Origin of the sequence: Lactobacillus sp. 23-2 (assembly GCF_044902225.1) — a bacterium.
Classification (GTDB): Bacteria; Bacillota; Bacilli; order Lactobacillales; family Lactobacillaceae; genus Lactobacillus; species Lactobacillus absianus.
This window is the reverse complement of sequence record NZ_JAOQBX010000030.1, coordinates 1-22,029: the sequence shown is the minus strand read 5'-3', so window position 1 is coordinate 22,029 and position 22,029 is coordinate 1. Positions and strand designations below refer to the sequence as shown.

The 22,029-nt window shown below is 53.9% G+C and carries 20 protein-coding genes; 2 read left to right on the top strand and 18 right to left on the bottom strand.

Annotation, left to right across the window (positions count from 1 at the left end; all coding sequences use genetic code 11):
• The first annotated feature begins 364 nt into the window (after positions 1–364).
• The gene (locus tag OCH80_RS08880; RefSeq protein ID WP_404540132.1) at positions 365–526 is read left to right on the top strand and encodes a hypothetical protein; all 162 of its coding nucleotides are present in this window, start codon (positions 365–367) and stop codon (positions 524–526) included.
• Between the two features lie 72 nt (positions 527–598).
• On the opposite strand, the gene sufB is transcribed toward OCH80_RS08880, so the two are convergent.
• Genes sufB through sufC form a run of 5 tightly spaced genes read right to left on the bottom strand, consistent with a single transcriptional unit; the run spans position 599 to position 5,699 of the window.
• The gene (gene sufB / locus OCH80_RS08875; RefSeq protein ID WP_404540130.1) at positions 599–2,029 is read right to left on the bottom strand and encodes a Fe-S cluster assembly protein SufB; all 1,431 of its coding nucleotides are present in this window, start codon (positions 2,027–2,029) and stop codon (positions 599–601) included.
• Positions 2,022–2,480: a Fe-S cluster assembly sulfur transfer protein SufU gene (gene sufU / locus OCH80_RS08870; protein WP_404540127.1), complete on the bottom strand. Its 459-nt coding sequence runs from the start codon at positions 2,478–2,480 to the stop codon at positions 2,022–2,024. Before sufU ends, sufB begins: the two co-directional genes overlap by 8 nt.
• Positions 2,458–3,705 (bottom strand): cysteine desulfurase, encoded by a 1,248-nt coding sequence (locus OCH80_RS08865; protein WP_404540124.1) that lies wholly within the window; start codon positions 3,703–3,705, stop codon positions 2,458–2,460. Before OCH80_RS08865 ends, sufU begins: the two co-directional genes overlap by 23 nt.
• Positions 3,686–4,909 carry a Fe-S cluster assembly protein SufD gene (gene sufD / locus OCH80_RS08860; RefSeq protein ID WP_404540122.1) on the bottom strand — a complete coding sequence of 408 codons (1,224 nt, stop codon included), beginning with the start codon at positions 4,907–4,909 and terminating at the stop codon, positions 3,686–3,688. The genes OCH80_RS08865 and sufD overlap by 20 nt, the downstream gene beginning before the upstream one ends.
• A 10-nt stretch (positions 4,910–4,919) precedes the next feature.
• Positions 4,920–5,699 carry a Fe-S cluster assembly ATPase SufC gene (gene sufC / locus OCH80_RS08855; RefSeq protein ID WP_404540119.1) on the bottom strand — a complete coding sequence of 260 codons (780 nt, stop codon included), beginning with the start codon at positions 5,697–5,699 and terminating at the stop codon, positions 4,920–4,922.
• Positions 5,700–5,972: 273 nt separating this feature from the next.
• Here sufC and OCH80_RS08850 point away from each other — a divergent pair, with 273 nt between their 5' ends.
• Positions 5,973–6,416 (top strand): GNAT family N-acetyltransferase, encoded by a 444-nt coding sequence (locus tag OCH80_RS08850; RefSeq protein WP_404540116.1) that lies wholly within the window; start codon positions 5,973–5,975, stop codon positions 6,414–6,416.
• Between the two features lie 121 nt (positions 6,417–6,537).
• Here the strand turns inward: OCH80_RS08850 and OCH80_RS08845 are convergent, their stop codons facing one another.
• The 13 genes from OCH80_RS08845 to OCH80_RS08785 form a co-directional block, all read right to left on the bottom strand.
• Complete coding sequence (locus OCH80_RS08845) at positions 6,538–6,990, bottom strand: hypothetical protein (protein ID WP_404540114.1); 453 nt, start codon at positions 6,988–6,990, stop codon at positions 6,538–6,540.
• A 440-nt stretch (positions 6,991–7,430) separates the two neighbouring features.
• Complete coding sequence (locus tag OCH80_RS08840; RefSeq protein WP_404540111.1) at positions 7,431–7,940, bottom strand: PTS glucose transporter subunit IIA; 510 nt, start codon at positions 7,938–7,940, stop codon at positions 7,431–7,433.
• A 9-nt stretch (positions 7,941–7,949) separates the two neighbouring features.
• A complete protein-coding gene (locus tag OCH80_RS08835) occupies positions 7,950–8,450 on the bottom strand; it encodes a hypothetical protein (RefSeq protein ID WP_404540108.1) in 501 nt (166 codons plus the stop codon).
• A gap of 3 nt (positions 8,451–8,453) precedes the next feature.
• On the bottom strand, positions 8,454–9,242 hold the full coding sequence (locus tag OCH80_RS08830) for a MurR/RpiR family transcriptional regulator (protein WP_404540105.1): 789 nt from the start codon (positions 9,240–9,242) through the stop codon (positions 8,454–8,456).
• 181 nt (positions 9,243–9,423) lie between these two features.
• Positions 9,424–11,307, bottom strand: coding sequence for an alpha-glucoside-specific PTS transporter subunit IIBC (locus tag OCH80_RS08825; RefSeq protein ID WP_404540104.1), 1,884 nt, complete (start codon positions 11,305–11,307; stop codon positions 9,424–9,426).
• 113 nt (positions 11,308–11,420) lie between these two features.
• A complete protein-coding gene (locus OCH80_RS08820) occupies positions 11,421–12,755 on the bottom strand; it encodes a 6-phospho-alpha-glucosidase (RefSeq protein WP_302188322.1) in 1,335 nt (444 codons plus the stop codon).
• Positions 12,756–13,241: 486 nt separating this feature from the next.
• Positions 13,242–13,703 carry an SsrA-binding protein SmpB gene (gene smpB, locus OCH80_RS08815; protein ID WP_154549249.1) on the bottom strand — a complete coding sequence of 154 codons (462 nt, stop codon included), beginning with the start codon at positions 13,701–13,703 and terminating at the stop codon, positions 13,242–13,244.
• A gap of 22 nt (positions 13,704–13,725) precedes the next feature.
• Positions 13,726–16,107: a ribonuclease R gene (gene rnr / locus OCH80_RS08810; RefSeq protein ID WP_206989908.1), complete on the bottom strand. Its 2,382-nt coding sequence runs from the start codon at positions 16,105–16,107 to the stop codon at positions 13,726–13,728.
• 69 nt (positions 16,108–16,176) lie between these two features.
• Positions 16,177–16,410 carry a preprotein translocase subunit SecG gene (gene secG / locus OCH80_RS08805; protein ID WP_154549247.1) on the bottom strand — a complete coding sequence of 78 codons (234 nt, stop codon included), beginning with the start codon at positions 16,408–16,410 and terminating at the stop codon, positions 16,177–16,179.
• 88 nt (positions 16,411–16,498) lie between these two features.
• Positions 16,499–18,583: an LTA synthase family protein gene (locus tag OCH80_RS08800; protein ID WP_404540098.1), complete on the bottom strand. Its 2,085-nt coding sequence runs from the start codon at positions 18,581–18,583 to the stop codon at positions 16,499–16,501.
• A gap of 18 nt (positions 18,584–18,601) precedes the next feature.
• Positions 18,602–19,621 carry a YbhN family protein gene (locus OCH80_RS08795; RefSeq protein WP_404540095.1) on the bottom strand — a complete coding sequence of 340 codons (1,020 nt, stop codon included), beginning with the start codon at positions 19,619–19,621 and terminating at the stop codon, positions 18,602–18,604.
• On the bottom strand, positions 19,614–20,663 hold the full coding sequence (locus OCH80_RS08790) for a glycosyltransferase family 4 protein (protein ID WP_154549244.1): 1,050 nt from the start codon (positions 20,661–20,663) through the stop codon (positions 19,614–19,616). The genes OCH80_RS08795 and OCH80_RS08790 overlap by 8 nt, the downstream gene beginning before the upstream one ends.
• The gene (locus OCH80_RS08785; protein ID WP_404540091.1) at positions 20,650–21,822 is read right to left on the bottom strand and encodes a glycosyltransferase family 4 protein; all 1,173 of its coding nucleotides are present in this window, start codon (positions 21,820–21,822) and stop codon (positions 20,650–20,652) included. The genes OCH80_RS08790 and OCH80_RS08785 overlap by 14 nt, the downstream gene beginning before the upstream one ends.
• Positions 21,823–22,029: the final 207 nt, after the last annotated feature.

Here is a 22,029-nt window from a genome sequence, read left to right as displayed (position 1 = left end):
CAACGTTTTATATCTTACTCGCTTGTTAAGAATTTGTCAACAAGTTTTTTGATTTATTTTTTCGTGCCTCCGTGAGAGCTTCGTGTCTCGCGCGACAACAAATATTAGTATACTCGTGTTTTTTCTTTCGTCAAATTTGGATTTTCATTCGGTTTAGCAAGTGAACGCGCGGCCGCGTTGTGACAAAGCGCTTTTGGCTGACGCGAACTTTTTCCTGTTCATTTTCCGCGATTTGGCAAAATACAAAATTATTGTTCGTAAATTGCGCTTTTTGTTGCGAATTTTTTCCTGATTTTTTTGCAAATTATTTTTTTGCCGGACTTTTGCCTGATCTTATCCGGTTATTTCTTCATTAAGAACTTTCGTGGACAAGGGGGACTTGATCAGTCTGATCACCAGCGACATCGAGCTTCTGGAAGTCTACTACGCCCACACGGTCTCCCCAATCGCCATCGCGGCTTTGACGACAATCGTCATGGTCAGCTTCAACGCCGAAAAGCTGACCAAGCTGTCCCCCAGAAGCTAGACAGGCCAAAAACGCTGCCGGAGCAACCTTCGTTGTTCTGGCAGCGTTTTTGTTTTATCAGGATTTATCTGTTTAGCCGATGCTTCCGGCCATTTGGTATTCGATCAAGCGGTTGAGCTCAACGGCGTATTCCATTGGCAGCTTCTTGGTAAACGGCTCCAGGAAGCCCATGACGATCATTTCCGTCGCCTTGCGCTCCGGAATGCCTCGGCTCTCCAAGTAGTAGAGCTGCTCCTCTGAAATCTTGGAGACCTTAGCCTCGTGCTCCATGGACACGTTCCCGCACAGGATCTCGTTGTAGGGAATCGTATTTGAGGCCGACTTGTCGTCCATGATGATCGTGTCGCATTCAACGTGGGCCAAAGAGCCATCGCTGTCTGGGTTGAAGCGGACCTGGCCGCGGTAGTCCACCCGCCCGCCGTCCTTGCACAGGGACTTGGACACGATCGAGCTGGTCGTGTTTGGTGCGTTGTGGATCATTTTGGCCCCGGTATCAGAGTCGATCCCCTGCCCGTTTACGTCGCAGCCGGCAAAAGCAATCGACAGCATGGTCCCGCGGGCATGCTTCCCGTTCAAGTAGACGCTTGGGTACTTCATCGTGACCTTGGAGCCAAGATTTCCGTCAACCCACTCCATCGTGGCATTTTCCAGCGCCTGGGCCCGCTTGGTTTCCAGGCTGTAGACGTTGTCTGACCAGTTCTGGATGGTGGTGTAGCGGCAGTAGGCGTCCTTAAGAACGTTGACTTCAACCACCGCCGCGTGCAGAGAGTCGCGCGAGTAAGTCGGCGCGGTGCATCCCTCAACATAGTTGACGCTCCCGCCTTCATCCACGATAATCAGCGTCCGCTCGAACTGACCGGAGTTGCCCGCGTTGATCCGGAAGTAGCTCTGAATCGGCACCCGAGCCTGAACCCCCTTAGGCACGTAGATAAAGGTCCCACCGGACCAAACGGCGGAGTTCAGGGCCGCCATCTTGTTGTCGCTGGGCTTGACCAGCTTGCCGAAGTATTTTTTCACCAAGTCCGGCACCACCTGGACCGCCGCGTCGGTCGACATGAAGAGGACGCCCTGGCGGGCCAGGTCTTCTTTGATGTTGTGGTAGACGACTTCTGACTCATACTGGGCTGAGGATCCGGCCAGATACTGGCGCTCAGCCTGGGGAACCCCCAGCTTTTCAAAAGTCTCCTTGATCTTGTCCGGCACCTCATCCCATGACCGGACCGCCTCATTGGCATCGCGGCGGAAGTAGTTCAAATGATCAAAGTCGATGGCTGACAGGTCCGGCCCAAACTTGGGCATGGGCAGCTGCTGGTAGGTCCGGTAGGCCTGCAGGCGAAAGTCCAGCATCCAGTCCGGCTCATGCTTGGCCGCGGAAATCTGGCGGACGACCGCTTCGCTTAAGCCCTCCCCCGTCGTGTAGACCGGCTTGACATCGTCCTTAAAGCCGTATTCGTATTCATGGTCCAAAGACCGCAGGGTTTCATCTTGCTCAAGCTCACTCATGCTTATCATCCTCCTGGCACTCTTCAACTAGCTGGTAGATGGCCTTCCAAGCCATCGTGGCGCACTTGATCCGGGCCGGGAACTGGGCCACCCCGCTAAGCAGGGTCGCGTCGCCCAGCAAATCCTGCTCCTGCGGGCTCAATTCCTCCCCCAGCGTCATTTTTGAAAAAGCCAGCGTCATCCGCTGGGCCTCACTGGTCTTCTTGCCCAAGACCGCCTCGCTCATGATGGAGGCTGAAGCCTGGGAGATCGTGCAGCCGGTGGCCTGGTAGCCGATTTGCGCAATGGTCTGGTCCTTGATGACCGCCGTCAAGTGCAGGCTGTCACCGCAGGTCATATTGTGCAGGGTCAGCTCGCGGCTGGCATCCGGCAGGATCTGGGCATGCTTGGGGTGGTTCGCATAGTCCAGCAGCAGGTCCCGGTACAAGTTATTCAATTTTTCCAAGCCCATGGGCAAAAAACTCCTTTGCATTTTCCACGCCCTTGACCAGGGCGGCAAGATCTTCTTCATTGTTGTACAAAGCCAGGCTGGCCCGGGCCGTGGCTGAGCAGCCAAGCCAGGCCAGCAGGGGCTGGGCGCAGTGGTGGCCCGCCCGGATGGCGATGCCCTGCAGGTCCAGCGCCGTAGCCAGGTCATGCGGGTGCACCCCGTCCAGGTTGAAGGACACGATCGGACCGCGGGGGGTGCCAATTTTTGGCCCATAGACCGTCACGCCGGACAGGCCGGTCAGCTGCTTCAGCAAGTCTTGGGTCAATTCCTGCTCGCGGCGGGCAATTTCTTCTTGGCCAATTGCCAACAGGTAGTTGATCGCCGCGCCCAAGGACAAGACGCCGGAGATATTCTGGGTCCCAGCCTCAAACTTGAGGGGCGACTCCTTAAAAGTTGCCTCGTCCAGCCCGACGCTGTCGATCATTTCCCCGCCAAATTCAAAGGGGGTCAGCTGCTCAAGCAGATCATACTTGCCGTATAAGACGCCAACGCCAGTCTGGGCCAGCATCTTGTGGCCGGAAAAGGCATAAAAGTCAGCATCCAGGTCCTGAACGTCTACTGGCAGGTGGCCGGCCGCCTGGGCGCCGTCGACCACGACCTTGGCCCCGTGCTGGTGGGCGATTTTGGCCACTTCCTTGATGGGCACGATCGTGCCCAAGACATTGGTCACCTGGGCCAGGGCCACCAGCTTGGTCCGGTCGTCAATCAAGACCCTGGCCAGGCCCAGATCAAGCTGGCCGTCATCCGCCAGGGGCAAGTAGACCAGATGGGCGCCGGTGAGCTTGGCCACCTGCTGCCATGGGACCAGGTTGCTGTGGTGCTCGGCTGGCGAGACCGCGATCTCATCGCCCGGCCCCAATCTAGGCAGAGCCCAGCCAAAGGCCACCATATTCAAGGAGTTGGTCGTCCCCTTGGTGAAGACGATCTCGGCGCTGCTTTTAGCCCCAATAAACTCCGCCGCCTCCCGGCGCACTGCCTCATAAGCCGCGGTGGCCCGCTGGCTCAAGGTATGCACGCCCCGGTAGATATTGGCGTTGAAATGCTCATAAAAGTCCGTGCTGGCCTGGATCACGCTGCGGGGCTTCTGGGTCGTCGCGGCATTGTCCAGATAGACCAGGGGCTCATCATTGACTTTTTCCTGCAGCAGCGGGAAGTCATTTCTGCAATTATTCCATGTCCTGTCCATCAATCAGCTTTCTTTCTACCATGGCAAACAAGCGCTGGCGCACGTCTGCCGATGGAACCCGGGTCAGGACCGGCCCCAGGAAGCCGCGGATGACTAAGCGCTCCGCCGTCTTCTTGGGGATGCCCCGGCTCATCAAGTAATAGAGCTGCTGCTCGTCGACCCGGCCAACGCTGGCCGCGTGCCCGGCAAACACGTCATTGTCATCGATCAGCAGGATCGGGTTGGCATCCCCCCTGGCCGCTCTTGACAGCATCAAGACCCGGTTTTCCTGCTGGGCGTCAGCCCCCTTGGCCCCCTTCATCACGTGCCCGATCCCGTCAAAAATCAGGCTTGACCGCTGCAGGATAACCCCGTGCTGGAGGATGTGGCCGACCGACTTTCTCCCGTAGTTGTTGACGACCGTGTTCAGTCCTTGGATCTGGTCGCCGATGGTAATGGCGATAATGTTCATGTCGGCCTTGGACCCGGTCCCGATCAAGTTGGAGTCAAAGTCGCCCAGGATCTTGCCGTCGCTCAGCATCCCCAGGGCCCAGTCGACCTTGGCGTCCTGGCCGATCTTGGCCACGCGCTTGATGTAGGCCGTGGTCTTTTGGCCCAGGCGGTCGATGCCGGCATACTTGACTTGGCTGCCGGCGCGGGCGATGACTTCAACGACGACGCTGGCCGTATTGGCCTCAGCGCCAATCGTGGCCAGGCTTTCCATATAGGACACGGACGAATTCACGTCCGCAATCAGCAGCACGTGCTCCACGAAGTCCTGCTTCTTGCTGGCATCTTGCAGGTATGCCACCGTGATTGGCTCTTTGACGGCCACGTTCTTGGGCACGTAGACCAGGATCCCGTTGTTGATGCTGGTAGCATGCTCGGCGGTCAGGCGGTTCTCATCGATGGGCACGGCCTGGCCAAAGTATTTCTGCAGCAAGTCCCCATGCTTTTCCAAGGCCTCGGCCCAGTCGCAGACGATCACGCCTTGGGCGCGCAAGTCTTCGCGCAAGTTCCGGGACCGGGTCACGGAGCCTACTTGCAGCAGCTGCTGGTGGGCAAACTCAGGAGGAATGGCCAATTCCGGATCAGTCTGGTCCCTGGCCCCTAATTCCAAATCCCAGTCGCGGGAGTCGATTTTGTCAAAAACGGGCCGCTTGAGCGTTGGCGCCAGCGCGGCCGCCTTGGCCTGGACGCCTTTAAACCAAAGTGCTTCTTCCATCGCGGCCTCCTCAGACGTCTTCATCCGTCAGCTCAATCTTCAGGCCCAGCTCGTCACGCAGCTTGCTGTAGCCTTCCGTTTCCAGACGCTTGGCCAGCTCTGGCCCGCCTTCAGCGACCACCCGGCCGCCCATCATGACATGCACGACGTCAGGCACCACGTAGTCCAGCAGTCTTTGGTAGTGGGTGATCATCAAGGCGCCAAAGTCCTTGCCGCGCATCTTGTTGATGCTGCGGGAGACAACCTTTAAGGCATCGATGTCCAGGCCGGAGTCGATTTCGTCCAAAACGGCGAACTTGGGCTTGATCATCATCATCTGGAGAATTTCGTTGCGCTTTTTCTCACCGCCGGAAAAGCCGTGGTTGAGATAGCGCTGGCTCATTTCCAGCTTCATGTCCAGGAACTGCATGTTTTCGTAGAGCTCCTTTAAAAAGTCCCGCATTGGCAGGGCATCATCTTCCGGGCGTCTGGCGTTGATAGCCCCGTGGATGAACTCGGCATTGGTGATGCCGGGGATTTCAGCTGGGTATTGCATGGCCAAAAACAGACCGGCTCGAGCCCGCTCGTCAACGGTCATGTCCAGGAGATTTTTCCCGTCCAAGGTCACGCTCCCCTGGGTCACCGTGTAGGCGGGATTGCCCATGATGGACTCAGACAAAGTGGACTTCCCGGTCCCGTTTGGCCCCATGATGGCATGGATTTCGCCGGTTTTCAGCTTGAGATTGACCCCTTGCAGGATCTCCTTGCCCGCGATGCTGACATGCAGGTCTTTGATCACTAATTCTGACATGATTCACCTCATCAATTAACAGTCATTGATTTAACAATTGCATTTGCTAAGCTGCTTAAGCAGCGTTTTCTACGCTAAACTCAAAACTTAGTAGGTATCTACTTTATAGCACACTAGGTCTAGTGGCTCAACCGCTGTAAACAAATTGAAAGATTCGATTTTTTGCTATGATAACCAGCAGCCCTGATGGCGGAAAGTGCTTTTTTTGCTAAAAACTCGCGGCAATGCTACAATTCTTTTTGTCAAAATTAAAATTAGCTTAAGGAGTCCATCATGTCCGCAATTCAAGTCAAGCATTTTTCCGAATTGAGTCCCCGCGAAGTCTTCTGCCTCTCCCGGATCCGCGATGAAGTTTTCGTCGCCGAGCAAAAGATCACCGTCCCGGAGCTGGACGACGCCGACCTTGAGGCCTACCACGTCTTTCTCTTGAATGATGAGGCAACTGATGCCCTGGCCGCGGCCCGCTTCTTCTTGGAGGATGGCAAATATCTGATCGGCCGCGTGGCCGTGCAAAAGGCTGCCCGCCGCCAAGGCCTGGCTTCCAGAATGATGGCCGCCATTGAGCAGTACGTCAAAAGCCATGGCCTGGCTGACGCCGTCTACCTGCATGCCCAGGCCCAAGCCATCCCTTTTTACCTGGCCAATGGCTATGAAACAGCAGGCGGGCCCTTCATGGAAGCCGGCATCGCCCACCAGCTGATGAAGAAGCAGCTGTAAGTCAATGCGAAAGCCGCAGTTCGAGCAACTGCGGCTTTTTTCTTTGCAAAAAAGGAGTTGAGCGTTTGCTTCAATGAGCAAGCGTTCAACTCCGGATCATGTTTGCTTGTCTAAAAATTTCTTAGCCTCTAAGCAGGAAAGACAGATAAAAGCCACCGCAGATGATGGCCATGGCCAGGCAGAAGTAGGCAATCGCCACCGCCTGGCTTGGCACCTTGCCCTGGCCCGCCACGTCTTTGCCCTGTCGCAGGCCCAAAATGGCCAGGACTAAGCAGAGCAGGTTTCCAGTCAGCAATTGGCTGGCCACCTGCAGCTGCATGAAGCGGACATAATTGTCCTGGGTCTTGGTCAGCCGGTTCCAGTCCAGCCAGGAAATCACGCTGAGCAGGAAGTCGCAGGCCCCGCTGATCAAGATTGCGGCAATCAAAGGACTGGCGTCCGCGTAGGCAAACAGCGTCTTGCCCGCGATTCTGGCCCCCACTTCCAAGCACAGAATGTAAAACGATGGAATAAAGAACAAGATCAGACAATAGATCTTCAAAAATTGCATTGGCTTAGCTGCTTTTTCATGCATCAGAACTCTCACCTCAAATTAATCTCTACTGAAAATGATAGCACGATTTGCAAGCATCGCATAGCGCTTTCATCTGCCGGTAATTTGAAAAATCCGGTCAACTTTTTGGCTTGCATTGGAAACGAGCGTGCGGGGATAAGGTCGATTAGGTATTTTTTAATATCTGATTCCCGAATAGTACCCAACTGACGCGGGTTTCAAAAATCAAGCACACACAAAAACACCCATCTAAGCTAGATGGGTGCTCAAGGCGTGTCCCCCTTCAAGGTCAATGTCTTGCCAAGTGGAACGCTCCTTTCCAAATAATGAGAGAAGTGAGAAATAAGAAAAGTGTTTTTATGAGGAGTTAATTTAATAAGTTTAGCTGTACATCTCGTGATTGTACTTTAAGTGAGGATTTGTTCAGGCATTGTTGCCCAAAATCAACTTAGAGCTAATTGCTAGTCTTCGTCATTGTAGACAATTTCTTGCGCGTCGTCACCGTGGGCAACTTTGCGTGGGTTGACATCTTTGACTTGCTTCAACTTGTCCATGTTGGTGTAGACCACGATGACCGTGTTGTCGCGGCCACTCTTGGTCACTGCATCGATGTCCATGTCAATCAGCTTTTGCCCTGCCTTGACTTCGTCATCTTGAGCAACATGTACTTCGAATGGCTCGCCCTTCAGTTCCACGGTGTCAATCCCAAGGTGGAGCAGGATTTCCAGCCCCTCCTTGGTCGTGATCCCAATGGCATGCTTGGTTGGAAACAGCGTCGAGATCTTGCCATCTACTGGAGCAAAGATTTCCTTGGAACTTGGCTTAACCGCGAAGCCGTCGCCCAGCATCTTTTGGGAGAAGACGTCATCTGAGACTTCAGTGATTGGGATCAAGTCGCCGTCTACTGGCGCCTTAATGACTGAAGCAGCACTGTCGCTGCTCTTGTGGCCTTTTTTGAAGAAATTAAACATCGATATCAACTAACCTTTCATTGACTTAATGACGAGAATTAAATAAAAGACAAAACAGATCGCGAACAAGCCAAAGACCACATAGGCTAATGAAACTATCTGGCTTCTTTCTTGTTCCTGCTTGCTGGCCACGTCGCCTTGGCGGCGCAGACCGAGGACGGCGAAGAGCAGGCAAACCCAATTGCCTACCAGAAGCTGGCTCCACAGTTGCAGCTTCATGAAGCGGACGTAGTTATGGCGATTCTCCAAGAGCTCCCCGCTGTTGAGCCAGCAGAGGTAGCCCAGGAGAAAGTCGCCGGCCGCCACGATCAAGGAGACGCCCATATACGGACTGGAAGCAACAAACTTGAAGATGGTTTCCTTGGCCGCGGTTGCCCTGATTTCAAGCAAAACCAGGTAGAGCAAGGGGGCAAAGAAGAGGATCAAAGTATAGATCTTCACCACTCTTTTTGGACTCAGGCCTGCTGACCTGGTAAATCTGTCCAGCAAATTTGCTGTTTTCTGCCGCATGGCTTATTCTCCTTTCTTATTCAGCCAATTGTTGTAGCCGTTGATCATCAGGTCAACGAGCATATAGGCCGAGCTGAAGGCCCATTTCTGCGAGTCATTGTGACTCTCTTCGGTATATAGACTTGGCTGGAAGAAGAGGCTGTAGTCTGACAGACTGGCCAGCCGGTTCTCCTTGATGATGGTCAGGGAAGTCAGGCGGAAGCGGTCGTTCAGAATCCGCAGCTCTTCCAGCTCATCGCACAATTCCTTGTTTTCCCCGGAGAAGGAGATTACGAACAGGAGGTCATCAGCCTTCAGCCACTGCCGGGACATCTTCAGCTCATCAATCGCGGATGGCAAGACGATGGTCGGCTTGTTGGTGTTCACCAGAAGCTGGTGGGACATATAAGTGGCAATTGAGTGCTGCTGCCAGCCTGTCGTGTAAATGTAAACGTTGTTGGCCTCGCGCAGGCTCTGATAGAATCTCTCCAAATCCAGGGTCTTAAAGTAGGCGATTTCGGCACGGATATTTTTCGTCAGCCGGTTGATAAAAGTCTCCTGCAGCTTAGCTCCCTGGCTTTCGCCCCGGGACAATTCCGCCAGCTCATACTTCAATTCACTATACCCGCTCAAGCCAATTTTCTTGCATAAGCGGAAAATGGCTGATTCTGATACATACAGCTTTGCAGCGAGCTTAGTCAAGCTAAGCTCACTGCAAGCCTGGGCATTATCCAAAAGATAATTCAATACTTTCTTGTCAGAAGGATTCAAATCTCCCGCGTGGTCATAAATTTTAGCTCTAATACCTGCCATACAAAACTTACCTCTTCTATAAAAGCTGCGTTCTCAGCGCTAAGTCACACTATAACCAATAGATTATCAAATGGGACTCAGTCTGGAATGATTCTCATCTTTATAGAATAGCACGTTTTGCAGTCAACAAGTAGCGCTTTCATAGACCGTGCCGTAGATTTGTCGCTTTTAGGCAATTGGTCTACATCAATTCCTTCATCTTTTCGATGACGCGTTCAACATTGATGCCGTCAACGATGTCAAATTCGTTGTTTTCCTTCTTTTGCAGAGCGCTAGCGCCGACCTCCTTGAATTCGGCTTCTGAAGCAACCTTGCTTGGGTCAAAGACGTGGACTCTTACTCTGGTTGAGCATGAAATCAGGTCCTTGATGTTGCCCTTGCCACCCAGCAGGTCCAGGTAGCCGGTAGCCCGCTCTTCATCTGGGTCAGCTTCAGTCTTCTTGACCGTGCTGCCGCTGTCAGCGATGATGGCTTCAATTCTTTCCAGAACTTGGGCTACGTCCAAGCCGACGATAACTTGCAGGGCATCCCCGTGACGGACAACCCCAACTGCCTTGTTCTTCTTGAAGGCAGCGTCCGGACCAACCTTTGATGGGTCCTTGACCGTGATCCGCAGACGGGTCGCGCATGAAGTAATTTCAGTAATGTTTTCTGGCCCGCCAAGCAGAGTGGTGTAGGCAGTAGCTCTGGCAATGTATGGGTCGTTTGAGTTTTCACCGGCAGCTTCGGCAGCCTTTTCAGCAGCCATGGCTTCCTTGTATTCCTTCTTGCTCAACAGCTTTACGTCTTGGTCGTCAGCTTCACGGCCTGGAGTCAGGTAGTTGTACTTGACGATCATGAACTTGAAGATGAAGTAGATGATTACGGCGTAGATAATCCCGATAATGAATTGGGCCAGGTATTGGTGCCAGTGGTTAGCCCAAAGCGGCAGCCAGTTCATTGAGGCAATCCCGATCGCACCGTCAGTCATTTGACCAGAAACCCCGAAGATGTACATCGTGGTGTTCATCGTGGCAGCAATGACTGAGTAGATTACCCAAAGGATTGGCGCAGCAAACAGGTAAGTAAAGTCAACTGGTTCGGTAATCCCGGCCAGGAATGAAGTCAAAGCGGCAGGAATCAGCAAAGCCTTGGTCTGCTTCTTCTTGTTCTTCTTGGCAGTGTGCATGAAGGCCAAGCAGATAGCTGGAACCAGGAAGACCTTTTCGTTACCGTAAAGCATGAAGCCCATGTTTGGTGCCAAAGTCCGCAGGGACTTAGTTGATTCGGCAAATTCAGTCAAGTGCTTCAGCCACCATGGTTGCAGACCACCAGCAACTACGGCTGGGCCGTATTGGAATGGAATGTAGACCAAGTGGTGCAAGCCAGTTGGAATCAAGACTCTGTTCAGGAAGTTGAAGATCCAGATCCCGATCAAGCCACTGTGGGCCATGAAGTCTTGCAAAGCAGTGATGCCCATTTGTACCTTTGGCCATACCAAGCAGGTCAGGAAGGCAACTGGGAACATCGTGATGAAGCCCAAGATTACGACGTAGGCTGAACCTTGGAAAGTACCAAGCCATTCTGGCAATTTCTTGTCAAAGTAGCGGTTGTGCAGCCAGACAACGATGCCGGCGATAACCAGGGAACCAACGATACTGGTGTCCAAAGTCTTGATACCACCGATCATGTTCAAACCTTGGTTAGTAGCGTTAGCTACGATTTGGGTGTTGGCAAAGTCCTTGATCCCAAAGAATGAGCCCCAGTGGGTCAGGAAGCCAGCGATAAAGTAGTTAAAGGTCCAGTAGGTAACCAATGATTCCATGGCTGCCCGCCCTTGGGCCTTCTTGGCCAAGCCAATTGGCAGACCGACGACGAACAGGACGTCTACCTGGTTGAAGACCGTCCAGCCACCTTGCTGGATCGTGTCCCAGAAGCCGTACCAGAAGGTATTAGGGTTGGCCAGGCCACCAAAGATGGCCGGGTTGTTAAGCAAACTCGTCAAGGCAACCACAATACCTGAGAACGAGAAGAGCAAGACTGGCACGAACATTGCCGCACCGAATCGCTGCAGTTTCTGCATCATAAGCAATTTCCTCCCTTCAAAAAAAGCGACCTTAGCAAATTTCGAATTTGACTAGGTCCTCTTCTACATTGCTTATTAGATTTATATTGATTTTTATTTCAATTCATTCCGACTTATTTCAAGTCTGGCCAGTAAGGCTTGTTGACGACCATCATGTCATCCAAGATCTTCTTGGCGATCGTGGCGTCTGGAACAGTCTTGTTCAAGGCGAAGGCTTGGAGCATCTTGATGTAAGACTTTTGCTCGTAAGCATCAACGACCAGCTTTTCGCAGGTAACCTGCTCCATCATCAAGCCTAATTGGAAGCGACCGGCAGGGCCGACGCAGATTGGCTGAACGCCGTCAGCACCGAAGAGGCAAGGAACCTCGACGATCGCGTCGTCTGGGAAGTTGGAGATGGCCCCATTGTTTGGAATGTTGGCCAGGAACTTCTCGTGGGTGTTGAAGGCAATCGCGTGGCAGATGTCAATGATGTAGTTGGAGTGCACCGCGCTTTCCCAAAGGTTGCCCTTGGCCGTGCCTTCCTTAACGATCCGCGCGCATTCGCCGAAGACGATCTTTTGCCGGTACTCCAGAATTTCATCGGTTCTGGTGTAGTGCGGGTTGGCATTGTCAACTTCATACTTCGGGAAGTAGTAGTACTGCATGTAGTTGTTCGGCAAAGTTGTCGGATCCATAGCATAGCAGTCCTTGACCTTCTTGAAGGTTGCAACCCAGCTGGCTTCGGTTTCCTTGTCAAAGTCCCCGCCAACGTAGTAGCCGTTGTCCTTGACGTATTCCTTCAGCCGCGGCATCAAGTCTTCGCCGGTCTTCTTGTTTCTAACGCCCTTCCACCAGCCGAAGTGGTTCAAGCCATAGTAAGTGAAGTCCAAATCCTTGTAGGAGTTCAAGCCAACGATGGCTGCCATCCGGCCCATGTCGTCGATTGGCATGTCGCAGATGTTGATGATCTTGGCATTTGGCCGGAAGCGCCGGCAAGCTTCTGAAACGATGGCGATCGTGTTTGAGTAGTTGACCATCCAAGCGTTTGGCGAATACTTCTCCATGTAGTCGATGATTTGGATGATGGCTGGGATGGAACGCAAGCCATAAGCCATGCCTCCGGGGCCGGTCGTCTCCTGGCCGTTGACCCCGTATTTCAAAGGAATCTTTTCATCGTGGCTGCGCATTTCGTACTTGCCGACCCGAATCGACCCCAAGACAAAGTCAACGTCCGTGAAGGCTTCTTCAGGATCCGTGGTGTATTCAAATTCAACGCCAGGCTCCTTTTCCTTCATGATGATCGCGCAAGCGTCGCCGATCTTCTTCTGCCGTTCAGCATCGATATCGTAGAGCTTGAGCTTTCTTAACGGGAATTTATCTTGGTTCGCGCAGAGGCTGATGACAAAGCCTGGCGTGAAGGTGCTCCCACCACCCGCGATAACTACCGAAAACTTCTTGTCTGACATAATAAAGTAATTGCTCCTTTATTTTTATTACTAACAGAACTTTTTCCTAATACACATTTCGCCGTCACAGCGATCTGTTTTTTCAGCCAGCCGGCAAAGCTTTTCCTCAATACTTTGTGAGCTAACTTTCAATTGTTATTATAACACCGTTTCCACGGATGTGAAGCGTTTTCTGAAAAAGCGTATCAAATTTCAGCATTTGATATTTGTTTCATTTTACCGAAATATATTTCAGCTTTTTCTCACTGGCGCCAAGTGGCTAAAGCCATGACCTTCCTGGTTTTATAATCCTTGTTCCTTTTACAGGCAATTGGCCTAGTCCGAAAACGCGAAACGAATTTCTTACATTTTTTCAATTTATCTGAAAGAAATTTCGCTTGCTCGAAACGTTCACAAGCACCGCGGCATATATGAAAGCAAATGCAAAAACAGGTCCAGAACTCTGTGGCTCTGAGCCTGTTTATTGCGTCTATAGACTTTTTTCCGCTAAATCCGGTACTTGCGCCGCAATTCCCGGTCCTGATCGCGCTTCTTGATGCTTTCGCGCTTGTCGTAGTCCTTCTTCCCTTGGGCCACGCCAATCAGGACCTTGGCAAAGCCGTGCTTGAGGTAGACCTTCAGCGGCACGATGGTCATCCCCTGCTGGGCCTTGGCTTCCGCCAGCTTGCGGATTTCCTTCTTGTGCAGCAGCAGGCGGCGGCTGCGGAGGGGATCATGGTTCCAGCGGTTCCCTTCCTTGTACTCGGCAATATGCACGTTTTCCAAGAAAGCGGACCCGTTGATGATCTGCACGTAGCCATCCCGCAAGGTGATCCGGCGGGCGCGCACGGACTTGATTTCCGTCCCCGTCAGGGCAATCCCGGCTTCATAGGTCTCCTTGATAAAGTAGTCATGCCGGGCCTGGCGGTTTTGGGCAAGGAGGTTTTCTTCAGTGCCTTTTTTCTTCATCAATGTTCACCGTCTTTCCGCTTTAGCGGCTTGGCCGCTTGCGCCCCCGGCTCTCGCTTTGGCGCAGGCGCTGGCCGCGGTTGTTCTTGCTTGGCTTGTGGCGCCGGTCCCCGCTCTTGTCGCGGTAGCTGCCGTAATTGCGCCGGCCCTTGCCGCCGTTGCCGCCCGCGCGGCCCCCGCGGCGGTTTTGCCCCCGGTCGCCGCGCGGGCGCTTCTTGGCTTCTGGGTCGTCAATCTCAAAGTCCAGCTGGTGCTGCTCAACGTTGGCGTTGATCAGGACCACCTTGATTGGCATCCCCACCTTGAACTGCTTGTGGTTGGTCCGGCCGGTCAAGGTCATCCGCTTTTCGTCATAAGTGTAGTAGTCGTCAGTCAGGTTGGAAATGTGGATCAGGCCTTCCACGGTGTTTTCCAGTTGAACGAACATCCCAAAGCTGGTGACTGAAGAAACGACGGCGTCGAACTTGTTGCCGACCTGGTCGGCCATGTATTCGGTCATCTTCAGGTCGTTGGTGGCCCGCTCGGTATCGATTGACCGCCGCTCTTGGGTAGAGGTCTGGTCCGCTACGTCTGGCAATTCAGAAGCAAAGTGCTGCTGCACCTTTTCGCCAGTGCCTTCTTCCAGGTAGGCATGGATCATCCGGTGAACCATGGTGTCTGAGTAGCGGCGGATTGGCGACGTAAAGTGGGTGTAGTACTTGGCCGCGATCCCAAAGTGGCCCAGCGGGTCTTCTGAGTAGTGGGCCTGCTTCAGGCTGCGCAGCATCATCATCTGGACCACGGCCTCTTCCGGGGTGCCCAGAGTCTTGGTGACGATGTTCTGCAAGTCCTTAGGCTTCACGTCGTTTGGATCAGCCTTGACATTCAGGCCGAAAGCCCCGCAGAATTCAAAGAAGCTGGTAATCCGGTCAGCTTCTGGCGTTTCGTGCACCCGGTAGAGGAAGGGAACGTGCTTCTTGAAGTAGGCTTCAGCCACCGTTTCGTTGGCCATCAGCATGAAGGATTCGATCATCTTTTCGGCCGTGCCCCGGTTGCGCAGGACGATGTCGACTGGCTTGCCTTTTTCATCGACGATGATCTTGGCCTCCGGCTCTTCAAAGTCGATGGCCCCGCGGGCATGGCGCTGCTGGTACAGGGCTTCGTGCAGCTGGGCCATTTCCTTGAGCATTGGCCGGACCTTAACGTACTTCTCTTCCAAGTCGCTGTCAGGCACGTCCTCTTTCAGGGCCTGGTTGACCTTGTTGTAGGTCAGGCGGCCGTGGGAGCGCATGACGGACGGGTGGATGTCATAGCTGACCCGCTCGCCGTTAGGCGTGATTTCCATGTCGCAGGACAAAACCAAGCGGTCAACGCCTTCGTTCAAGGAACAGATCCCGTTGGACAGGCGGAATGGCAGCATCGGGATGACCCGGTCAACCAGGTAGGTTGAGTTGCCCCGGGCAAAGGCTTCCCGGTCCAAAGGCGTCCCTTCCTTGACGTAGTGGGCCACGTCGGCGATGTGCACGCCCAAGTGGTAGTTGCCGTTGTCCAGTTTCCACAAGACGACCGCGTCGTCAAAGTCCTTGGAGTCGTCGCCGTCAATCGTTACGGCTGGCTGGTCGGTAATGTCCCAGCGGCCTGGCTCCTGCTTCTCTTCCGGTAGCACGTGGTCCGGGATAGCATTGGCCTGGTCCAGGGCATCCTGCGGCCAGTCGACTCTGATGTCGTGCTCAGCCACGATGGACATGATGTCAACGCCTGGATCGTTCTTGTTGCCGATGATCTTGACCACGGCCCCGGTCATCCGGTCCGGCAAGTCTTCAGACGGGTAGTCCTTGATGGAGACCTTGACCATGTCGCCCAATTGCGGGATCAGCCCGTTTTCCGACACGTAGACCTTGTATTGCTTGAATTTCTTGTTGGTGGAAGTGACATAGCCGGCGAAGTGGCTGAGCTTGACCTGGATGTCTTCCAAAGGCGTGTACTCGCCGACAATGGCATCGACGCCCCGCTCCAGAATCTGCACGACCTGCCCTTCAGGCCCCTTGCCGTTCCAAGGGTTGCCGCCAGCGGTGATCTTGACCTTGACCCGGTCGCCGTCCAGGGCCAATTTGGTGAAGTCAGAGCTGATAAAGACGTCATCAGCGTCTTCCTCGTCCAGGCGGACAAAGCCAAAGCCCTTGTCGTTGGCGCGGAAGACCCCTTCCACGATGGTGTTTTCCTGGGCCAGCTGGTAGCGGCCGTTGCCATCGGTGATGATCTTCTTTTCATGTTCCAGGTAGGCCAAGGCCTTGACCTGGTCGGTAAAGCTCCCCAAGTGGCTGCGGCGGGCCATTTTTTCAATCTGGTCTACCTTGAACTGCTTCTGGGGATTGTGGCGAAAAATTTCTAAAATGCCCGCCAATACGGTTTCGTTTTGGGTCATTGAATTACTCCATTTCCAGCTTTAAGTTAAAAAAAGAGCCTCCCATCTGGCGATCGGGAGGTTCTGGGATTATTTAGAAGACAGAATTGCCAAAATAATCGAAAAAGCGAAGAACAGGACCAACAATACTGAGGTCACCTTTTCCATAAAGGCTTCAAAGCCCCGCTTCTTGGTCTGGCCGCTGAATACGGCACCGCCTGACAAAGCGTTCAAGGCATCTTGCTGCTTCTGTGGTTGCATCATTGTCGCAAAAATAATCAGCACTGAAACAATGATCAACAGCGTCATAATAAAGTTGTACAATGCACTGCCTCCAATTTATTCTACAGTTACTAAACTAGTTTATCATAGCTTGGCATCAATTAACAGGTGAATGCCAGCGATTTTTGCCTTATTTTGCCTTTTTCTTGCTAGACTGCCGCAGTTCCGGGGCATCGGTCTTGTAGAGGGCCTCGGCGTCCTTCTTCTTGCCCAGCTGGCTCTTTAAGGTCGACTTTTCGTGGCTGCCTTTTTCCAGCTTGGCTAAAGCGTCAGCCTTGTTGTAGTCGTAGTCTTCTGCCTTGGTGGTCTTAAACCAGCTTGGCTTGTAGAAGCGCAGCAGGTTGCCGGTCATCACCCGGTCCGACAGGGACAATTGCGCCAGGGCACGGTTGCCCAGCAGCTTGGCCTTGGCCAAGTCCTGCTTGTTTTTGACCCGGCGGCCAGTCTTGGTGTAGTAGTAGGACGAAGCCACCTTGGTAAACTCAGGCGAAATGTAGTTGCCGTTTCTCTGGGCAACGAGCTGGGGATTCTGCCGGCTGAGCAGGTCATGGCCAAACAGCATCAGGTCATTGCTCTTAATGCCAAGCAGGTTCAGCAGCGTCGGCATCACGTCAATCTCGCCGCCATAAACGTGCTTGATCCCGCCCTTCAAGCCAGCGGCATGGATCATCAACGGCACCCTTTGCTGCTGCTGGTCATCAAACTCCCCATAGGACTTCTTGCCGGTCAAGATGGCCATGGCCTCGTTGTGGTTGTTGGAAATCCCGTAGTGGTCCCCGTAGAAGACCAGCAGGGTCTTTTTGTCCAGGCCGGTCCGCTTCAGCCAGGCCATGAACTCGCCGATAGCCTGGTCCAGGTAGTGGGCCGTCTGCACGTAGCCATCGACCGTATTGTCGTTGGTGTCCGTCTTGGCAATGGACGCGTTCTGCTTGTCCAGGTCATATGGGTAGTGGTTGGTGACGGTGATCAGCTTCAAATAAAAAGGCTGGGGCAATTCAGCGATATACTTGGCCGACTGCTTGAGGAAGATCTTGTCCTTCAAGCCGTAGCCCAGGTACCAGGAATTCTGGTAATTGTAGTAGTTCAAGGACATGAAGTACTGGTAGCCAAAAGACTTGTAGGCGTTGTTCCGGTTCCAGAAGCTCCCGCTGCCCCCGTGCATGACGGCTGTCGTATAGCCGCCTTTTTGCTTGAGGATAGCCGGCATGGATTCAAAGACATTGCTGGTCCCATAGGTGGTCATGGCCGACCCGCTCTGCACCCCGAAGAGGGAGTTTTCCAGCATCATTTCCGCGTCCGAGGTCTTCCCTTGGCCGACCTGGTTGAAGAAGTTGTCAAAAGCCAGGGTATCCTTGGCGTGGTAGAGCTTGTTCAGGTTGGGGGTGACCTCCTTGCCCTTCCACTTGTAGTCAATCAGGAACTGCTGGAAGGACTCCAGGTGGATCATGATCACGTTCTTGCCCTTGGCCACGCCCGTGTATTTGGCATTTGGCGCCACGCGGTTCTGCTTGAGGTACTTCTTGACGGCCGCCAGATCCGAGCTCTTGGCGTTGGCCATCTGGGCATTGGTCTGGGCCGTCTTGATCCCGTCATAGACCGCGTATTCATTGATCCCCAGGTACTTGACGATATAGTTGTTGTCAAAAGTCCGCGTCAATAGGCCGGAGCGATCATGCTGGGCCAAAAGCAGGTTGACCCCCATCAAGATCAGGGCCAGGACCTCAATCAAGGTCTTGAGCTGCCAGCTCTGCGGCTTCAGATCCATCTTAATGCCCTTGCAGGCAAGCAGGAGGGTCATGACGATCGGGTCCAGAAAGGCCAGAAAGTCAGTCGGCTTGATGATGCCGGCAATGCTTTTGCCCAAGTTCTCCGAAGCTGCCCCTGAGTTCTGCATGAGCGAGAAGGACAGGAAGTTGGAGAACTCCCGGTAGTACAAGATATTGGCAAACAGCCAGGTCGCCAGCAGGAAGTCGATGACGATCATGGTCCAGTAGGACTTGCGCCCCTTCAGCAGCATCCCCAGCCCCAGCAAGAGCATCCCTGACGGGATAGGGTTAAGCAAGAGCAGGAACTGCTGCATGGGGCCCGCTGCCCCCAAGGTAAACTTGGTCAGGTAGATCCCATAGGTCTTAAGCCAGTAAAACAGCACGATCAGCACGAAAAAGCCGGTCTTCGATTCGCGCAGCCAAGTGCCGGCGCGTTTGATTTTCTCCATAGCAGCCGCCTTTCTAAGCTAGTCCGCGTCCTGCAGCTTCTTGGGCTTGAAGGTCCAGCCGATGACGCCCAGAAGCATGCCGAAGAAGTAGGTCGCGAAACGCCAGATGAACATGGCCAGGACCAGGGTTCCTGATTGGTCGATAAATGATGCGAACAGGGTCTGGAAGCTGAATTCCGCGCCCCCGCTGGCCCCTGGCAGCGGAATGACGGCCATGAACATGATGATCATGATCGTCATCAAAGTGACGTTGGCCCAAGAGGCTGAAAGCCCCAGGGACCGCAGGGTCAGATAAGGGATCGAGTAGTACAAGAGCAGCTGGACCACCGTCAAAGCCGTGGCGGCAGCCAGTTTCCGCTTCTCCTGCTTGAGAACCTGGCTTTCCCGGTAGAAGGCCTCAACCTGGTCCAGGGTCCCCCGCTCCAGCTTGTCGACGGTTTCTTTTCTCATAAATTTGCGCAAAAGCCGCATGAACCAGGCAACGGACTTGCGGCACCAGTCATGGGCAAACATGGCCACCAGCAGCAGGATGATCGATGACAAGTGCATCAAGAAGCCCAAGAGGATAAAGATGGCCAGGCCGGCGAATTTAGTGGCGACCAGTCTGAAGCCAAAAATAAAGGAAGTCAGGTAGGCAACCAGGACCACCAGCTGGTAGATGATGAACTTCATCATCAGCAAGGACGTGGCCCGTCCCCCTTTCATCCCCATTTCGACCATGGCTGCCAGCTGTGAAGGCTGCCCGCCCGTAGCCATTGGGGTGATCCCGTTAAACAGGGCCTGAATCAGCGGGATCCGCTGGTAGGACCACCAGGAGCGCTTGGCCGCGCCAGGCTTTTCCGCCAAGACCCGCAGAATTCCTGCTTCGCAGACAAAGGACAGGAACATGGCCAAAAAGGTCAGCAACAGGCGCCAGGGAACGATCTTTGAGGCCGCCGCCAGCAAAGTGGCAACGGGCGTATTTTTTAAATCGAGATATAAAACGAGGGCACTGACCGCCAAGACGACCAGAACCCCCCACCATTCTTTCTTATTCATAGCGAATCTGTCCAAGCTCCCGGCCCAACTTGTACTGTTCTTGGTAAAAGTCACGCCAAATCTCCGTCAGGTGGTCTTCAGAATACTGGGCACTGGCCGCTCTTGACAAATCCTGGTACTGGGCCAAGATTTCTGGGTGCTCCTTGGCAAAGCGCAGGCGCGTGTTCAGCTCCACGAAGTCCTTGCCGGACATGTAATAGCCATCAATGATCGCCCGGTAGAGGTCCAAATCCCGCAAAAGGACTGGCGTCCCGCAGCTGAAGGCCTCCAAGACGGACATCGGGAAGAGCTCGTCAAATGACGGCAGCAGGAACAAGTCCGCCACGTTCAAGTAGTCAACCAGCTTTTCCCGGTCAATGATGCCCGTGAACTTGAGGTTCTGCGGCGGATTGTCGACCAGCTTCTTGAAGTGGTCGTAGCCGTCAGTGATTGGCCCGAAAGAGAAGCCGCCGGCCCAGATGAACTGGATGTCCGGGTTGGCCAGGGCCAGCTTGGCAAAATCATCCACGCCCTTTCTCGCTTGCACCTGCCCGTCGCCAAAGACGACGAACTGGTCCAGCGGCAGTCCCAGCTCCTTTCTGACAGCGTTCTTTTTGGCCTGGGATTCCTCATAGAATTCGCTCTTGGCCACGAAGTTAGGGATGTAGCGGACCTTGTCACGGTCAATTCCGTAATCGGCCAGCTTGTCGATAAAGATCGGGTTGACGACCACGATCTGGTCCATCCGCTTGTAGAAGTCGATGACGTACTTGTAGAAGACCTCCTTAGCCATCCCAGGCAGCTTGATTGACCCCTCCAGGGTGTCCGGCAAAAAGTGGACGTAGCCGATCTTGCGGCCGCGGGCCGGAGAAAAGCTGTTGGCATAGTAGGTCGGGTTGATCGTGTGATAGTGGGTCAAATCGCTTGCGCCATAGCGGTTGATCGTGACGTAGAAGTCATCGACCAGGCGGGTTCTGAGCAGGCGGATCAGCTCCTCATAAGCCGCGCCAACCCCTTGGCCGGCAACTGAGTCTGCCTGCGAAAACATGTTAATTCTGATCATGTGCTGCCTCGCTTAATTGATAGTTGTCGATTGCATACTGGTAAAACTTGCAAACCTCACTGGCAAAGTGGCTGGCGGAGATCTCCGTCATCTTCTTGGCCAGCAGGTCCGCGGGCACGTGCTGGCGGCCAGCGCGCAGATAAGCCAGGATCTGCTCTTCCATTTCCCGCGGCGTTTCAAAGGTCATGCCGTAGACCGGATCGTCAAAGACCCCGTCCGTGTAGTCGGTCTTGTAGACCACGCAGCGGGTGCCGGAGCCTAAGGCCTCAATGTAGGTCAAGCCCTGGGTTTCCGTGTCGCTGGCGGACACGAAGAGGTCCGCCATCTTGTAGTAGCTGCCGACCTCTTCATGGGCCACGTTTCCGGCAAAAATCACGCTGTCCTCCAAGGTGAGCCGCTCTACCTGGTCCTTTAGGACGTCCACATCCGGGCCATCGCCCGCGATGACGTAGACTAGGTCAGGAAATTCTTCCAAAAGCTCCGGCATGATCCGCAGAATCCGGTCGATCTTCTTTTCCGCGGCTACCCGGCCCAGAGTCAGCATTACCGGCGCCTGCGGGTCTATCCCCAATTTCTCGCGCAGATCGCCTTTTACAGGGCCGCTGATGGCACCCACGTCTACGCCAGTAGGAATCACCCTCACCGGGATCTCCACCCCGTAGCGGGCCAGCAGCTTCTCTACCCGCTTGGAAGGCGCGATGACCCCGTCCATGTTCTTCAAGTAGGCCTTGGTGAACTGCTTGACGTGGACCGGCTTGAGCAGGTGCCCGTTCAAGACGTAGTGCAGGTAGTCCTCGTACATGGTGTGGTAGGTGTGGATGGCGGGGATGCCCAACTGGTGGGCAACGTACTTGCCGATCATTCCCATGGAGAACTCGGTTTGGGTATGGACGATGTCCAAGTTGACCTCCTTAGCCACCCGGGTCGCCTCAAAGAGCCCCCGCAGGGCAATCCGCCGCTCGGAGAAGCCGACGAAGGGGATGGACCCGAAGCGGAAGATATTGGCTTCAACCGTGTCCTTGTCCACGTTGGGATCGGTCGTCGTAAAAATAAAGACGTTGTGCCCCTGCGCCTCCAGGGCTTCCTTCAGGGTCTTGATTGAAGTCGCGACGCCGCTGTTCTGCGGAAAGTAGGTGTCCGTATACAAGCCGATGTTCATAAATTACCTCCATACTAAGGAACATTATAGAGAATCGCCAAACAAGGTGCAAACCGTGACCACGGCCCGCAAGAAAACTTAATAGAAAACATAAACATTGCTGGCAAAAAGGCAAAGAAAAAACGACCCAGTTGCCTGAGTCGTTTAAAAAGATAGCGGTGATCGGGGTCGAACCGATACGTCCGTAATGGACACCAGATTTTGAGT

Excerpts from the sequence above, each read along its gene's own strand:
- sufB (WP_404540130.1), bottom strand. The coding sequence starts at position 2,029 with ATGAGTGAGCTTGAGCAAGATGAAACCCTGCGGTCTTTGGACCATGAA.
- sufU (WP_404540127.1), bottom strand. The coding sequence starts at position 2,480 with ATGGGCTTGGAAAAATTGAATAACTTGTACCGGGACCTGCTGCTGGAC.
- OCH80_RS08865 (WP_404540124.1), bottom strand. The coding sequence starts at position 3,705 with ATGGACAGGACATGGAATAATTGCAGAAATGACTTCCCGCTGCTGCAG.
- sufD (WP_404540122.1), bottom strand. The coding sequence starts at position 4,909 with ATGGAAGAAGCACTTTGGTTTAAAGGCGTCCAGGCCAAGGCGGCCGCG.
- sufC (WP_404540119.1), bottom strand. The coding sequence starts at position 5,699 with ATGTCAGAATTAGTGATCAAAGACCTGCATGTCAGCATCGCGGGCAAG.
- OCH80_RS08850 (WP_404540116.1), top strand. The coding sequence starts at position 5,973 with ATGTCCGCAATTCAAGTCAAGCATTTTTCCGAATTGAGTCCCCGCGAA.
- OCH80_RS08845 (WP_404540114.1), bottom strand. The coding sequence starts at position 6,990 with ATGCATGAAAAAGCAGCTAAGCCAATGCAATTTTTGAAGATCTATTGT.
- OCH80_RS08840 (WP_404540111.1), bottom strand. The coding sequence starts at position 7,940 with ATGTTTAATTTCTTCAAAAAAGGCCACAAGAGCAGCGACAGTGCTGCT.
- OCH80_RS08835 (WP_404540108.1), bottom strand. The coding sequence starts at position 8,450 with ATGCGGCAGAAAACAGCAAATTTGCTGGACAGATTTACCAGGTCAGCA.
- OCH80_RS08830 (WP_404540105.1), bottom strand. The coding sequence starts at position 9,242 with ATGGCAGGTATTAGAGCTAAAATTTATGACCACGCGGGAGATTTGAAT.
- OCH80_RS08825 (WP_404540104.1), bottom strand. The coding sequence starts at position 11,307 with ATGATGCAGAAACTGCAGCGATTCGGTGCGGCAATGTTCGTGCCAGTC.
- OCH80_RS08820 (WP_302188322.1), bottom strand. The coding sequence starts at position 12,755 with ATGTCAGACAAGAAGTTTTCGGTAGTTATCGCGGGTGGTGGGAGCACC.
- smpB (WP_154549249.1), bottom strand. The coding sequence starts at position 13,703 with ATGAAGAAAAAAGGCACTGAAGAAAACCTCCTTGCCCAAAACCGCCAG.
- rnr (WP_206989908.1), bottom strand. The coding sequence starts at position 16,107 with ATGACCCAAAACGAAACCGTATTGGCGGGCATTTTAGAAATTTTTCGC.
- OCH80_RS08800 (WP_404540098.1), bottom strand. The coding sequence starts at position 18,583 with ATGGAGAAAATCAAACGCGCCGGCACTTGGCTGCGCGAATCGAAGACC.
- OCH80_RS08795 (WP_404540095.1), bottom strand. The coding sequence starts at position 19,621 with ATGAATAAGAAAGAATGGTGGGGGGTTCTGGTCGTCTTGGCGGTCAGT.
- OCH80_RS08790 (WP_154549244.1), bottom strand. The coding sequence starts at position 20,663 with ATGATCAGAATTAACATGTTTTCGCAGGCAGACTCAGTTGCCGGCCAA.
- OCH80_RS08785 (WP_404540091.1), bottom strand. The coding sequence starts at position 21,822 with ATGAACATCGGCTTGTATACGGACACCTACTTTCCGCAGAACAGCGGC.